Genomic DNA, 14,552 nt, shown 5'->3' with positions numbered 1-14,552 from the left:
GTGTTTATCCTCACGCATGGCCGAGGCGAATCAACGCATCGACCGCGGTCGTGCCGTGGGCACCGACCAACAATGGGTTTACATCGAGTTCCAGCAACTGACCGGCGTTTTCGCAGGCGTAGTCGGCCACCGCGCGGATCGCGGCCACCAGTGCCTCGAGGTCCGCCGGCGCACGGCCACGAAAGCCCTGGAGCAAGGCTGCACTGCGCAAACTCAGCAGGGCATTGCGAATCGCCCCCTCGGTGGTCGGTAGCAGCAGGCTGCGACTGTCCTTGAGCAATTCCACCAGGACCCCACCGGCACCGATCACCAGCGCCAGGCAAAAGTCGTTTTCGCGCTTGATGCCGACAATCAACTCCGCCAGCGGCGCGCTGGCCATGGGTTCCAGCAGCACCTGATCGAAGACCACGCCAGGGGCGTAGGCGCCAATGCTGGTCGCCATGTTGCTCAGGGCGGCAGTCAAGGCGGCGGCGTCCTTGAGGTTGAGCGCCACGGCCCCGGCCTCGGTCTTGTGCGGCAACTCGGCGCTGAGCGCCTTGAGCACCAAGGGGTAACCCAGGCGTTGGGCATCCTCGAGGGCCTGCGCAACGCTACTGCGCACGCCATTCGGTACCGGCAGGCCAAAGGCCCGCAGCGCCTGCTTGGAGTCCCATTCATTGAGCAGCCGGCCCGTCCCCGCCAGCGGCTGCGGACAGAGCGGCAGCAACGCCGATTCACCCAGGGCCAGCAACGCCTGGCGGTTAGCCTGGTAACCGGCGATCCGGCCCCAGGCGGCCAGGCCGTCTTCCACTCCTTGCAAAGCAGCTACGCCCTGGGCATGCAAGCGCTCGCGGGCATGGGCCGGCAGCAGCTCGGGGAAAGCCGAGGTGACAAAGCCAGTCTTGCCGTGGCGCACCAATGCCTGGCAGTACAGCTCCAGCAACAGGTCGCACTCCTTGCGCTCGCCGGTGAACTGGGCGGGGTAATCGAGCACCAGCATGGCCGCGTCGGCTTCGGTGCGCAGCGCGCTGTCGAGCATCCGGTTGAGGGCCTCGCCATTGCCCCAGATGGCGGTGGTGAAGTCCAGCGGATTGACCAGGTTGGCGTAGCTGGGCAGGACCTGCGCCAGCTCGGCGGTTTGCCCCGCGTCGAGTTTGGGCAGGCGCAGGTCGTTACGTTCGGCGTAGTCGGCAATCAGCCCGGCATCGCCGCCGGAACAGGCCAGCGCAATCAGGCTGTTGCCCGTTGGCAAGCGACCGCAGGCCGCCGCCTTCAGGGTCTCGACGAAGCTCACCGGGCCACTCACCCGAATCACCCCCAGGCGCGCAAACAGCGCGTCGTACAGGGCATCGGAACCGGACAGCGAGCTGGTGTGACTGAGCGCCAATTCGGCGCCGATCTGCGACACCCCGGTTTTCAGGACGATCACCGGGATGCCCTGCTCCAGCGCCTTGTGCGCGGCACGGGCAAAGGCCGGGACGTTCTTCAGACCTTCCAGGTGCAGGCCGATGGCGGTGACTCGCGGTTCGTCGAGCAACACGTCCATCAACTCCGCCACGCCCAGTTGCGCCTGGTTGCCCACCGACGCCATGTAGGCCACCGGCAGCGAGCGGTCGCTCATCGACAGGTTGTAGGCGAAATTGCCACTCTGGGTCAGCACGGCCACGCCCCGCTCCACCGCCTTGCCGCCATGGGCCACCGGCCACAGCGCGCAGCTGTGCAGGTAGTCGAGCAAGCCGTAGCAGTTGGGGCCGAGCAAGGCCATATCACCGGCAGCCTCGAGCAGTTGCTGTTGCAGGGCCTGGCCCTCGGCGCCGGTCTCGGCAAAACCGGAGGCGTAGCAGATCGCCCCGCCCGCGCCCTTGGCGGCCAGTTCGCGGACGCAGGTCAGGGTCAGTTCACGGTTGGTGGCAATGAACACCGCGTCCGGCCCGCAGGGCAGATCGCTGACCTGGCGGACGCACGGCACGCCTTCCAGTTCGTCGTGTTGCGGGTTGACCAGCCACATCTGGCCGGCATATCCGCCTTCGGCGCAGCGCTTGAGGGCGCGGGCCATGCTGCGCCCGCCGACAAACGCGACGTGGCGTGGGGCGAGCAGGCGCTTGAGGTTGTCTCGAATCGTCAGGGGCATGGGGGTTCTCCGGGACCGATCAGCGCAGCAGCGGCCGCAGCAGCTCGCGGGAAATGATGTGCCGCTGGATTTCCGAGGTGCCTTCCCAGACCCGCTCGATCCGTGCGTTGCGCCAGATGCGCTCGACCACACACTCATCCATCAAGCCCATGCCACCGAAGATCTGCACCGCCTCGTCGGCGACCTTGCCCAGGGTTTCGCTGGCGAACAGCTTGGCCATGCCGGCTTCGCCATCGGTCATGCTGCCCTGGTCCATCTTCCAGGCGGTGTGCAGGGTCAACAACTCGGCCGCACGGATCTGCGTGGCCATGTCCGCCAACTTGAACGAGATACCCTGGTAGGTGCCGATCGGCTGGCCAAACTGCTTGCGGTCTGCGGCCCATTGCAGCGAGACGTCCAGCGCCCGCTGCGCCTGGCCGACACAGTTGGCGGCAACCATCACCCGCCCGGCGGTCAGCCAGGCATTGGCCACGTCCCAGCCCTTGCCGACTTCACCCAGCACCTTGGAGGCTGGCACGCGGCAGTCGTCGAAGAACATTTCGTAGGTGTGGTAGCCGCGGTTGCTCACGCATTTCGGGCCGCGGCGGATGGTCATGCCCGGGGTATTGCGGTCGACCAGGAACGAAGTCACGGCGTTGCGCGTACGGCCGTTATGCTCGTAGGTGTCGGTCACGGCAAACACGATGGCGAAGTCGGCGTGTCCGGCGTGGCTGATGAAGTGCTTGCTGCCGTTCAGCACGAAGTCGTCGCCGTCCCGTACCGCGCGGGTCTTGATCGAGTTGGCATCGGAGCCGGCACCCGGTTCGGTGAGGGCGAAGCAGTCGATTTTTTCGCCCTGGATGCACGGCAACAGATAGTCGTTGATCTGCTGGCCGGTGCACGCCATGAGGATCTTCGAGGGACGTGCGACGAACACGTGCAGCGCCCAGGAGACCTTGGACAGCTCCCGCTCGATCAGCGCCTGGGACAGGTAGTCCAGGCCGCCACCGCCCACCTCTTCCGGCATGTTGAACGCATAGAAGCCGGCGGCGATCGCCTTGCCGCGAATCTGCGCCGCCAGCTCGGGCGATACTTCGTCGGCGCGGTCCACCGCCTCTTCATAGGGCAGCAGTTCCTTGGTGACAAAGCTGCGTACGGCGTCCACCAACATTTCTTGTTCTTGGGTCAGTTGGAAATTCATGCTGCTACCTGTTGTTCGTGTGCTGAATGAGGTGGGGGCGTTAGCGTCCGATAAACCGCGCCGGGCGTTTCTCGGCGACGGCGCGCAGGGCTTCGCTGGCGTCTTCACTGCGCCCGCACAGCAGGCCAGCGGCCAGTTCGGCCTGGAGTTGTTGCGCCAGGCAACGGTCAGCGCCTTCACGCATGAGCTGCTTGGCCTGGGCGAAGGCAAAGGTCGGCCCATTGGCCAGGCGCGTCGCCAGTTGCGCGGTGACGCTGCGCAACTGCTCGTCGGCGCAGACTTCGCCCACCAGCCCCGCGGCCAAGGCCCGTTCGCTGCCCCACAGCTCGTCGAGGAACAACAGGCGCTTGGCCTGCTCACTGCCAATCAGGCGCGGCAAGTGCCAGCTGGCACCGGCATCGGGCGAGTAAGCCATGCTGGTGTAGCCGGCCTTGAAGCGCGCCGATTGCCCGGCGATGCGCAGGTCGCAGCACAGGGTCAGGTCCATCCCGGCGCCCACGGCGGTGCCGTTGATGGCGGCAATGGTGGGTTTTTCCAGGCTGTGCAGGCGGTTCATCAGGGCATGGGCGGTTTCGGTCCAGCCGTAGCTTTCCAGGGCTCCCCGCGCCTCGGCGGCCGCCCATTCATCAAGGTCGGCACCGGCGCAGAAACTGCGGCCACTGCCGGTCACCACCACCACCCGCACCTGCGGGTCGGCGTTGTAGCCATCGAGCAAAGCGTGCAGGTATTTCAGGGTCGGAATGTCGAGCGCGTTGCGCTGGGCGGTGCGATTGAGGGTGATCCAGGCAACGCCGGCTTCAACCTGGCTGAGCACGGCAGAATCAGTAGTCATGGGAATCCTCGAATTATTGTGTTTGGCCTGAGGTGCTGCGACTTGAGGCCATACTAAACGAGTGTTCAACAAGGCGGCAATCGTTGGGGAAATCTGCTGTAACAGCGGTTGATCGTTTATATCTTGTTGTATTTAAAGGGTTTGTTTGTTGGTGGCGGTTAGCTGGAGATCGCGCTGTTACAACTTTGCACAACTGATGACAGGACGCGGGATATGGGTATAGCAATGCCGTAATCCTGGTCCTGGCGTTCTGAGGTGAGGGCCTGCCTTCAAAATCAAAACCCGAAGCGTCCTACACCCAACACCGAAACAGCTGATTTATCCCTCCCCCACTCCTTGCATAGGGTGCTCGGCACTTCAGACAAGGAAAGCTCATGTCACAACGGACCTGCGTCTTCGCTCCCTGTGCGGCCTATGAGGCGGCCACCGTTAATGCTGGCGTTCGGGGGCGAGCCCAATGACCCTCGGCGAACAACTGGCCATCGTCGTCTCGGAAACCGGTTTGTTCACCGACCAGTGCCGGGCCTGCGAGCGCCAGGGCTTACCGATCCTGCCCTTGCGCCAGGCTTTGGTCCCGGACTACGCGGTCGATCCGTTCCTCGCCGAGAATGGCCAGGTCCAGACCCGATTGGGCTGGCGCACCTTGCGCGCGGGTTACCTGTATGTGTTGCTCGACCGCTCGATCTGGCAGGCCTACCAGGTCACACCTGACGGCTATCTTCGGCAGTTCAATCCCTATACGCCGCCGGCTAGCAACGAGTCCTTGCTCGCCTCGGAATGTGTCTCGGCCGATCACGATGCCCCGGCCTCGTTCCTCAACATCGACACCCATGAGCACCGCGTAGCCTGGTTGGCGTTTGCCAGTGATCCCTGGCCGGTCAGTGTGCTGGATGCCTATAAGGCCGGACATGCCTCGCACCGTTTCCAGGCGCTGGACCTCGCCCAGGCACGGGATAACCCGGCCAGCCTGAGCCTGGCCATGACCGCGGAGTCGCTGCAAGTGAATGAGCGGGTCCTGGAGTACCAGTCGCTGCAGGCGGGCCAATTCCCCAGCGTGCACGGTGTCTACCCGCGCGCCCTGCGCTGTCAGGCATTAAGAGGTTTCCTGCGTAACAACACCGCGCGTCATGAATTGCAGCAGGGGGTGCTGGCCTTCGTCCTCGATGACACCGTCGGCCTGGTCCAGGAATACAACGCCCAGCGCACCGCCTGGATTCACGCCCGCCAGCAATGGCTGGAAGATCCGCTACGGGCCTACCAGCACCAAACCTCGCAGATTCTCTTGGCCATCCGCGCCCAGCACCGTGACCGGGCACAGGCGCACACCCCATCCTTCGAACCCTTCAGCGGTGACGGCCCCCCGGTGTTTGTCGACCCTGGAGTTGAACGCCAGCGTATCATCGACCACGCGGCCGTCGAGTCCGATCAGGACCTCGAGCAGCGCTACGACGAAGCCGCGCGCGCACGGTTTCAGCAGGGCTACGATAAACGGCTGCAACGTTACCAGCAGTTGATTGATCAAGCCGCCGAGGCCTATGCCGCAGCGTGCCGCACGCCACGCTTCAACTGCATCGAACAGCATGACTACGACGGTGCTGTCGGCGCCTCCGGCCGGGCCTACGCCACCACCATGGCGCTGTGCTTGCGCGGTGGCATCAGCGAAGCACCGGCTGCCAACGGCGACGAGCACGGTCCCAGCGCCCAGCTCTGGCGGGCGTGGCTCAGCAATCCACAGAGCCCGATCTACCGCGCCCTGTTGTTACGTGACCAGTCCCTGCTGGCCAACCTGCTGCCGACTTTCGAGGACAACGCCAGCCTTGCCTGGAACGACAGCGAACGGCTCTACAGCGCCCTGAGCAAACTGATCGCCAGCGACCAGGGCGGGCTCCTGCTTGGCGCCTACCTGAAACAATCCATGGCCGACCTGCTCGGCGCCCTGAATGCCGCCAGTGCCCGCCTGCAACCGATCATCAGTCCCGCGGTAGGGCGCGTGGTTTCCCGTGTCAACAGTGCCAGCCAACTGCTGCACAACCGCCTGCACCTCACCGAACTCCAGGTGCAGATGAAACTCAGCGAGTACTACGCGCTGCAATCGGAGCATTTGCGCAACCTGCAGCGCAACGCCGTCGCGGCCATGCCCCGCAGTTGGGACAACATCCTCGACGAGACGGGCACGTGGGACCCGAAAAACCGCAAGGTCACCGGCAAAGTCCGACCGCTGATCCAGGGCGGTTTACTCAGCCTGGCGCTGCTAGATCCAAAACTGGCTGCGTTGACCATCACCGTGAGTGTCTGGGTCGAAGGCAAGGCGGCTGGCTTGCTGCAGGAAACCCTGCGCGGCATGGCGCAACTGACTGACAGCACGCACTCGGCATTGCTCGATGTCAGGGTCGGCATGGGCACCCTCGAGCCCCAGGCGCGTCAAGTGCTGCAGGGGCTCAAAGTCTCATCAAAACAGGCGACCCACTGGGTACGCACCGGCTTCAGCGGCCTGCGCGGCGCCGCTGACGGCAACATGCTGCTGGCGCTCGGTGGGATGTATTTGCTCAACGACGCCTTGCACAAGAACCTCCAGGAAGCGGAGCGAGTTGTCGGGGATAAGGCCCTGGAAGCGCGGTTGGCGTTGTACGGCAGCAGTCTGGGGGTGTTGGGGGGTGGGGTGGAGTTGGTGGGGTCGGCGCTGGCGAAAGGGGGGAGTCGGGTGTTGGTGAATGGTGGGTTGTCTGTGCGGGGAGTGGCGGCTATCAAGAGAACTGCGGATGCTGGGGATGTACTCGCGAGGGCGGGGGCTGTCATAGGGGCTGCTGCGGGGATTTTTGAGGTAATGCAGGCTGGGGTGGCCACATATCGAACATTAAGCGCCGGGGATAGCTCTGCTGCGGGCTTGTATACACTTTCCATGGTGCCTTTAGCCTTTGGAGCGGGATTTAGCGTGGTGGCCGCAGCCTCCGGAAAAACTGCTTTGCTCGGTCCAATGGGGCTTGGAGTAATCCTCGGTCTGGCAGGATATGCAATGTACAAACTGGCCCAGAGCAAAGAATCGACTCCCTTCGAGCAATGGGCAAAACGCTGTTACTTCGGAAACGCCAACGAAACCCCCAAGGTTCATTGGATCAGACCTGATCAAGCCCACATCGCGATTGCCGAACTCAATGCCATTACCCTGGGCCTTGAAGCCGGTATCCATTTCCGACTGCGTTTGACCGGACTCAGTTCACCTGACGATGGCGGCCTCATCCCGGGCCTCAGTGCCCCGGTCTACGAGCAATGTCTGGAGTATCGGATATCCCTGCCGTACTTCGACGCGACCCGCTCTGCCTACCGCTGGGCGGTGACGATCCATCGCCGCGGTGACGAAACTGGCAACCAGTCGATAGGCGGTGAAGTGATCGTGGAAGGCGAGCTGAATCCCCCACCCATCCTTACCTCCGCCAGCGAGCGCCGCGCAGCACTGAAGGCATCAACCCGACCAAGACAGCCTGACTACAAGGAAAACAGCATCACTCCCCGCGTCAACTTGCGCACCGTGCGCTCGACTGATGGCAGCCCCATGCAAGTGAAGGACATCCAGGGCGCAATTGTCCTACTGCTGGAGTCTCGCCACTACAACATCGAGGGCGCGACCTTGTCATTGACCTACTGGCCAGACCGGGATGTACAGGATGCTTATGCAGAACTGATCACGATGGATTTTCTATGAAGTGCAGAAGGCCGTGCAGCAAAACGTATTGACCACCCAGACTGGAGCATTGCAATGGCTTATACAGCCCCTTTACTCAACAAGCCGGCGGAGGGCTGGAAGCATGACCTTCCAGGCCCCAATCAACTACCAACAATGACGCCGTACCCACCAGTCCTTCCCAATTCGCCCAATTACGTAGACGACATCTATATGGAGTTGGCGCGGTCAACGTTTCGGATGCGTGGCGTATCCGCATGGGGAGCAATCTATTTTTTTCTGTTTTCTATGATTCCACCCATTGCTTGGATCTTTCTGACGCTAAAAGTAGGAGAGGTACCGTCCTTTGTATTTCATATCTTCGGCCTACTAGCGACGTCTACGGGCATATGGGGAGCGATTTATTACTGGCGAATGGATACCGAAGCCCCCCGCGATGAACCCATTCGCTTCAATCGCCTGCGGCGCAAAGTCTATGTCTATCGCTTCTTCCATAACGGCGCAAAACCCTTCAGCCGCACGGACTGGGGGGTGCGCCCGGTAGTCTATGACTGGGACGACCTGCATGCCGAAGCCTGCAGCATCTACGGTCCCATGGGTACCGGCGGTTTTATCGAAACCGTCACGCTGGCCGTGCTCAAACCCGGTACACACGAGGTGCTCGATCGCTTTGTGTTCGCCCACGGAATCCTGCGAGGCGAGATGTATTGGGCCATGGCTCAACTCTTCATGCAGCAAGGGCCGCATGCCCTGCCCACCTTCCCCTACGTGCCCCGCGATTGGAACAACGAAGACGTGAGCTTCAACCTTGCTCGGCGTCTCGCGCCCAAAGTCGTCTGGCCGGCGGAGATGGATCTGGAGTCACGGACGGCGCCCCCAGCCTGAATCAGATCCAAGGTGGCAGCCGTTTTAATCTCTTACTGGAACCAGGCAATGGCATATACCGCTCCACTACTCAACAAGCCGGCTGAAGGCTGGAAGCATGACCTTCCGGGCCCCAACCAACTACCCACTTCGACGCCGTATCCACCAGTCCTTCCCAATCCGCCCAACTATGTAGACGACATTTATTTGGAACTAGCGCGCGCCACATACCGAATGCGGGGCCTTGGTGTTTGGTGCTCTGTTTTCATCATTGCCTTGGTAGCTGTTTGTGCATTCTTCCTGGCTATGATCGCGATTACTTCCCCTTCCCTCATCCCTCTGGGGATGAGTGCCGTAGGATTAGCCTCGATAGGTATCTGCATCTGGGCTGCAATATATATATGGCGAATGGATACCGAAGCCCCACGTGATGAGCCCATCCGCTTCAACCGCCTGCGTCGCAAAGTCTATGTCTATCGCTTCTTCCATGACGGCGCCAAACCCTTCAGCCGCACTGCCTGGGGCGTGCGCCCGGTGGCCTATGACTGGGACGACCTGCATGCCGAAGCCTGCAGCATCTACGGCCCCATGGGCACCGGTGGTTTTATCGAAACCGTCACGCTGGCCGTGCTCAAAACCCGGTACACACGAGGTGATCGATCGCTTTCTGTTCGCCCACGAAATCCAGCGCGGCGAGATGTATTGGGCCATGGCTCAACTCTTCATGCAGCAGGGCCCCCATGCCCTGCCCACCTTCCCCTACATGCCCCGCGATTGGAACAACGAAGACGTGAGCTTCAACCTGGCTCGGCGTCTCGCGCCCAAAGTCGTCTGGCCGGCGGAGATGGACCTGGAGTCGCGGACAGCGCCATGCCCAAGGCTGGGGAGCCTGGGTTGCAAGTAGGGAGTGGGTAATATCAGGACGCACGTATTTTCTTGGCCGAGTTTGGCTGGTAAGTCTTGTGGCATGTTGATGGACGGTGGTGACCCGGACATTGACGGAGCGAGCGTCTGCTTGCGGCCTGCCAGCGATGATCGCAAGGACGGCGTGGTGCATCAGGCAGTGTGCGTCATCGTTGACGACCATCGCGAGCAAGCTCGCTCCCACAGGGTCTGGTGTATGCAGGGACCTGTGGGAGCTGGCTTGCCAGCGATGGTTGCAAGGACGACGTGGTGCATCAGGCAGTGTGCGTCATCGTTGGCGACCATCGCGAGCAAGCTCGCTCCCACAGGGTCTGGTGTATGCAGGGACCTGTGGGTGGGGGGTTATGTGGTAGGCAGTTGCGGGGCCAGGACGCCCTGGCGTTTGCGGTGGATCAGGAAGTAGGCGCCGTAGCACAGGGCAATGAAGCCGAAGCCCCAGTACAGCGATGGGCGTTGGGTTGGGTCCAGGGCCAGGAACACGAACAACGAGCAGCACAGGGCGATGCACACCAGCGGCAGCACCGGGAACCACGGGGCGCGGTATTTCAGGTCTTCGAGCTTGCCGCCATCACGCAGGTAGGCCTTGCGGAATTTGTATTGGGCCAGGGCGATGACGATCCAGGTCACGGTACCGGACATCCCGCTGACGGCCATCAGCACCATGAACAGGGTGTCGGCGGCGACGAAGCTGGTCATCAGCGACACCAGGGCAAAACACAAGGTGATGCTCAGGGCGCGCAGTGGCACGCCGCGTTTGCTCAGGGGCGACAGGCTTTTCGGTGCCATGCCGGTCTTGGACATGGCCCAGAGGATCCGGGTCGAGGCGTAGAGGCCGGAGTTGCCCACCGAGAGGATCGCGGTGAGGATCACGAAGTTCATCAGGTCCGCGGCGTAGGGGATGCCGACCATGTCGAACACCTGCACGAACGGGCTCTCCATCAGGCCCGCCTGCTGCCACGGAACGATGGCGGACAGCACAATGATCGCCAGCACGTAGAAAATCAGCACGCGGAACACCACGTTGCGCACGGCCCGCGGAATGCTCTTTTCCGGCTGGTCGGTCTCACCCGCTGCCACCCCCATGATTTCGCAGCCCTGGAAGGCGTAGACCACGGTCATCATCACGGCGAACACCGCTGACAGGCCGTTGGGAAACACTGAATCGCCGATCAGGTTGCTCATGCCCGGTGCCGGTGCACCGCTGCTCAGCGGGATCGCGCCGAAGATCACCAGCACGCCGACCACGATAAAGCCCAGGATCGCCGCGACCTTGATCCCCGAGAACCAGTACTCGGCTTCGCCGAAGGCTCGGGTGGCCAGGGCGTTGAGGCCGAACAGCACCACCACGAACAGGGCCGACCAGTACCAGATCGGTACTTCAGGGAACCAGCGCACCATCAGCATGCCGGCGGCAGTAAATTCCAGGCCTACGGTGGTGGCCCAGCTCATCCAGTACACCCAGCCGATCATGAAGCCGGTGGCCGAGCCGATGAACTTGGTGGCGTGGGTCTGGAACGACCCCGACACCGGCATCTGCACCGACAATTCGCCCAGGCAGACCATCACCAGGTACATCAGGAAACCTGCTACCAGGTACGCCAGGATCGCGCCCACCGGACCGCCCTGATTGATGGTCACGCCGGAGCCCATGAACAGCCCGGTGCCGATCACGCCGCCCAGCGACAACATGAAAATGTGCCGGCTTTTAAGGGCGCGGGTCAGGTGGATGCCTGTACGTTCAGTGGTTTGCGTCATGTCAGCACCCCAGGCGAGTGAGGTGGACGGGATCAGCTTTACGGCCATTCATTATTATTATCTCCAATAAGCTTCGAAGACCGCGCTGTGGCGGTTGCCCCGATTATTGGAAGGCCATGTAAGTTCGCGTTGACGGTAAAGATCGAAGTTGTAGAAAGTCGTAACAGATTTGTACGTCAGCTCTGCAACAGGCCTTTGAGGGTCTGCAGGGCTTCGTGGAGCTGGGCATCGACCTGGGGTGCGAGGTCACGCAGGGCCGATTCGGCGTTGCCCAGCGCCGCGTCTTCCAGCGCCCGCAACACCTGGGCCAGGGCGCGGAAACCCAGGGAGTCACTGCTGCCGGCCAGGCGATGGGCCAGGTGTGCGACCTCGGTGCAGTCTTCGGCCGCGATGGCTTCCGCCAGGACCCCACGGTGCTGGATGATCGAAGTGCGCAGCACCGTCAGCAGACCCAACACCTTCTGTTCGCCGAGCAATGTGCGATGGGTATCCAACAGCGGCCAGTCCATGGCCCCGTCCTGCGTTGCGGGTTCGGCCGACGGCGTCTGCCCCGCCAGGACCGCGCGCAGCTCGGCCAGTTTCAGCGGCTTGGCGAGGATGCCGTCCATCCCGGCATCCAGATAGCCGCGCACGAGTGCCGGTTGTACGCTGGCGGTCAGGGCGAAAATCCGCGTGGCGCGGCTCGGCCCGACACCGCCACGGATCTGCCGGCACAGTTCGACGCCGCTGATCCCCGGCAGGTACACGTCCAGCAGGATCACATCAAACGCCTGGGCGGCGCACTCGGCCAATCCCTGCTGGCCCTCCTCCGCGAGCCAGACCTGGTGCCCGTCCTGTTGCAGCAGGCCGCTGACCACCTCACGGTTGAGCGCCACATCTTCGACCACCAGGATCTTCAGCGCCGGGCCGCTGACCTGCTCGACGGGTTCATCGACCAACTCGCCCGCCGGCGCCAGTGTCAGCTCGAACCAGAAGCAACTGCCACGTCCCGGCTGGCTGTCGACCCCGATGCTGCCACCCATTTTCTGCACCAGGTGTTTGCAGATGGCCAGGCCCAGCCCGGTGCCGCCAAAACGTTGCGCCACTTCCTCACTGGCCTGGGTGAAACGCTCGAAGATCTTTTCCTGCATCGCCGGGTCAATGCCGATGCCGTTGTCGGTAATGCTGACCCGCACGCGTTGCCCGTCGAGCCCCGGTGTCGGCGCCAGCAGCATCACCAGCACACTGACCTCACCGCCCTCGGTGAACTTGATGGCGTTGGCCAGCAGGTTGCTCAGCACCTGGCGCAGGAACTGTTCGGCTGCCAACTGGCGTGGCGCCAGCTGCGGGTCGATCAGGCAATGCAGGCGCGTGCGGTTGTCCAGCGCCCGGGGTTCGAGCAGGGTCAGTACCTCATCCAGCAGTTGGCGCAAGGAAAAGTTCACCGGCTCCAGGTGGGTTTCGCCCTCCTCCAGGCGCGCGAAGTACAGCACCTCGTTAAGAATGCTCAGCAAACCTTCACCGGCCTTGTGCAGGGCATCCAGGCGTTTGCCGTCGAGTTCGTCCAGGCGCGGGCTGCGCAGCAGTTGCGCCATGCCAAGGATGCCATTGAGCGGCGTGCGCAATTCGTGGCTCATGGTCGCCAGGAACCGCGACTTGGCGAGGTTGGCCGCCTCGGCTTCGTCCTTGGCGCGCATCAGGCTGGCGGTACGCCGTTCGACCATGCGCAGCAGGTCATCGCGGTTGTGCTGCAGGGCCAGGCGGTCGGATTCGCGGCGGTCGATGTCACTGAGGATCGCCCGGCGCATGTCGTCCAGGGCGTGGGCCACCGTGTCGATTTCATCCGGGATGCCACTGCGGCTCTTGTCCAGGCGCAAGGGTTCCTGCCACTCGCCGGCAGCGATGCGCCGGGCGAACCCGGCCATCACTTGCAGGTGGCGGGTCACCAGACGGTAGAACAATCCGGACAGCGCCACCGCCAGGCCACAGAGAAACACACTCATCCACAGCAGGCTGGTCAAGCCAGTGGCGTACAGCCGCTGGTGCACGGCCCCCAGGTCAGTGCTGACTTCGAGTTGCCCCAGGTGACGTTTTTCTCCGGAAGGCGGCTGGTAATCCAGTTCGAAGCGCTCGATGCGCAAGGGTCCGACCGGTTGCGGATTGCCCTGCAACAATTCGAAGTCCGGGCTGCTCAGGCGCACCCGCGCCACGTCGGAGAAATCCACCAGGCCCCGAAGCTGGACATTCAACTGCTCCTGGTTGAGGTCCCACAGGCTGCGTTCCAGACTGGCCAGGTAACCGGCGCGAATCAGCTCCATGCGCGAGTCGATGTCACGCATCTCGCGGCGGTACTCGAAGTACAGCTGCACGGTGCTGGCGAGCACGGTAAAACACAGGCTGAACAACAGGATGAACAGCAGCAGGCGTCGCAACAACCCACCGGGCCGGGCGCGGATCATTGCGCGTCCGCCGGCAGGCTGACCATGTCGCGGTAGGTGACTTCGCTTTCGTTGAGCCAGCGTTCGATGTCGCCGGCCTCGACCATGTGCTGCAACTGGGCATCGATCTGCGGCATCTGGCTGGCCAGCGCCGAGCGCCGCGACACCGCGATCCGCAGGTAGTCGACGCTCAGGGGCTGGGGCAAGGCGACGATGTCCTGGGCGCCTTTCAGGTGTTCGACGTACAACTCGCCAGTGCGCCGCTCCTGGGTGATGAAGTCGATGCGCCCGCGAATCAGCTTGCCGAAGTTCTGCTCACTGTTGGAGACCCATTCGATATTGTTGCTGCGAGCCACCAACCGGTCGAAATCCACCCCGTAGCTTTCCCCGAACAGCAGGCCGCCGCGGTACCGGGCGAGGTCTTCGAGGCGTTCGAAGCGCACCGGGTGTTGCCGATTGATGAACACCGCGACGTCCTCGCGCAGCACCGGCACCCGGGAAAACACCAGGCTTTGCTCGCGTTGCGCAGTGCTGTAGGCCAGCACCACGTCGACCCGACCCTCGGCGGCGTCCAGCAGGCAGCGTTTCCAGTTGCCCAGCACCACGGTCTCGACCTCATAGCCCAGCGCGCCGAACAGGTGCTTGACCACGCTCGGGGCCAGGCCGCGCACCTGCTTGCCGTCACTCCAGGAGATCGGTGGGTACACCGGGTAATCGCAATAGCGGACCTTCTCGGCAGCCATGGCGGTACCGGCGCCGAGCATCAGTAACAGCCCGAGGGCGCGCACCAT

9 protein-coding genes and 1 pseudogene are annotated in these 14,552 nt (G+C 63.0%); 4 read left to right on the top strand and 6 right to left on the bottom strand.

Annotated elements, in window-relative coordinates:
• Positions 1-10: 10 nt before the first annotated feature.
• The 3 genes from ACIOVD_RS19835 to ACIOVD_RS19825 are packed head-to-tail and all read right to left on the bottom strand — an operon-like array spanning position 11 to position 4,122.
• On the bottom strand, positions 11-2,110 hold the full coding sequence (locus ACIOVD_RS19835; protein ID WP_401129764.1) for an acetate--CoA ligase family protein: 2,100 nt from the start codon (positions 2,108-2,110) through the stop codon (positions 11-13).
• A 19-nt stretch (positions 2,111-2,129) separates the two neighbouring features.
• Positions 2,130-3,290 carry an acyl-CoA dehydrogenase family protein gene (locus tag ACIOVD_RS19830; protein ID WP_095170261.1) on the bottom strand — a complete coding sequence of 387 codons (1,161 nt, stop codon included), beginning with the start codon at positions 3,288-3,290 and terminating at the stop codon, positions 2,130-2,132.
• 40 nt (positions 3,291-3,330) lie between these two features.
• Positions 3,331-4,122 carry an enoyl-CoA hydratase/isomerase family protein gene (locus ACIOVD_RS19825; protein ID WP_401129761.1) on the bottom strand — a complete coding sequence of 264 codons (792 nt, stop codon included), beginning with the start codon at positions 4,120-4,122 and terminating at the stop codon, positions 3,331-3,333.
• Between the two features lie 457 nt (positions 4,123-4,579).
• On the opposite strand from ACIOVD_RS19825, the gene ACIOVD_RS19820 reads away from it, so the two are divergent.
• From ACIOVD_RS19820 to ACIOVD_RS19805, 4 genes and pseudogenes are all read left to right on the top strand, one after another.
• Complete coding sequence (locus tag ACIOVD_RS19820) at positions 4,580-7,822, top strand: T6SS effector BTH_I2691 family protein (RefSeq protein WP_401129759.1); 3,243 nt, start codon at positions 4,580-4,582, stop codon at positions 7,820-7,822.
• A 54-nt stretch (positions 7,823-7,876) separates the two neighbouring features.
• The gene (locus tag ACIOVD_RS19815) at positions 7,877-8,686 is read left to right on the top strand and encodes a DUF6708 domain-containing protein (RefSeq protein ID WP_401129757.1); all 810 of its coding nucleotides are present in this window, start codon (positions 7,877-7,879) and stop codon (positions 8,684-8,686) included.
• Positions 8,687-8,734: 48 nt separating this feature from the next.
• Positions 8,735-9,232 (top strand): annotated as a pseudogene (locus ACIOVD_RS19810) (DUF6708 domain-containing protein); the annotation flags it as partial.
• 85 nt (positions 9,233-9,317) lie between these two features.
• Entirely contained in the window at positions 9,318-9,569 is a 252-nt protein-coding gene (locus ACIOVD_RS19805; RefSeq protein WP_401129755.1) for a hypothetical protein, read from the top strand.
• Between the two features lie 362 nt (positions 9,570-9,931).
• Here the strand turns inward: ACIOVD_RS19805 and ACIOVD_RS19800 are convergent, their stop codons facing one another.
• The 3 genes from ACIOVD_RS19800 to ACIOVD_RS19790 all read right to left on the bottom strand — a co-directional run bounded on the left by ACIOVD_RS19800 (position 9,932) and on the right by ACIOVD_RS19790 (position 14,552).
• Positions 9,932-11,344, bottom strand: coding sequence for an amino acid permease (locus ACIOVD_RS19800; protein WP_401129753.1), 1,413 nt, complete (start codon positions 11,342-11,344; stop codon positions 9,932-9,934).
• 176 nt (positions 11,345-11,520) lie between these two features.
• Complete coding sequence (locus ACIOVD_RS19795; RefSeq protein WP_401129751.1) at positions 11,521-13,782, bottom strand: ATP-binding protein; 2,262 nt, start codon at positions 13,780-13,782, stop codon at positions 11,521-11,523.
• Positions 13,779-14,552 (bottom strand): substrate-binding periplasmic protein, encoded by a 774-nt coding sequence (locus ACIOVD_RS19790; RefSeq protein WP_401129749.1) that lies wholly within the window; start codon positions 14,550-14,552, stop codon positions 13,779-13,781. The genes ACIOVD_RS19795 and ACIOVD_RS19790 overlap by 4 nt, the downstream gene beginning before the upstream one ends.

It is taken from the genome of Pseudomonas sp. NPDC087626, assembly GCF_044743405.1.
Lineage (GTDB): Bacteria > Pseudomonadota > Gammaproteobacteria > Pseudomonadales > Pseudomonadaceae > Aquipseudomonas.
This window is presented reverse-complemented; position numbering and strand designations above follow the sequence as displayed.

Excerpts from the sequence above, each read along its gene's own strand:
- ACIOVD_RS19790 (WP_401129749.1), bottom strand. The coding sequence starts at position 14,552 with ATGGTGCGCGCCCTCGGGCTGTTACTGATGCTCGGCGCCGGTACCGCC.
- ACIOVD_RS19825 (WP_401129761.1), bottom strand. The coding sequence starts at position 4,122 with ATGACTACTGATTCTGCCGTGCTCAGCCAGGTTGAAGCCGGCGTTGCC.
- ACIOVD_RS19815 (WP_401129757.1), top strand. The coding sequence starts at position 7,877 with ATGGCTTATACAGCCCCTTTACTCAACAAGCCGGCGGAGGGCTGGAAG.
- ACIOVD_RS19820 (WP_401129759.1), top strand. The coding sequence starts at position 4,580 with ATGACCCTCGGCGAACAACTGGCCATCGTCGTCTCGGAAACCGGTTTG.
- ACIOVD_RS19795 (WP_401129751.1), bottom strand. The coding sequence starts at position 13,782 with ATGATCCGCGCCCGGCCCGGTGGGTTGTTGCGACGCCTGCTGCTGTTC.
- ACIOVD_RS19835 (WP_401129764.1), bottom strand. The coding sequence starts at position 2,110 with ATGCCCCTGACGATTCGAGACAACCTCAAGCGCCTGCTCGCCCCACGC.
- ACIOVD_RS19830 (WP_095170261.1), bottom strand. The coding sequence starts at position 3,290 with ATGAATTTCCAACTGACCCAAGAACAAGAAATGTTGGTGGACGCCGTA.
- ACIOVD_RS19800 (WP_401129753.1), bottom strand. The coding sequence starts at position 11,344 with ATGACGCAAACCACTGAACGTACAGGCATCCACCTGACCCGCGCCCTT.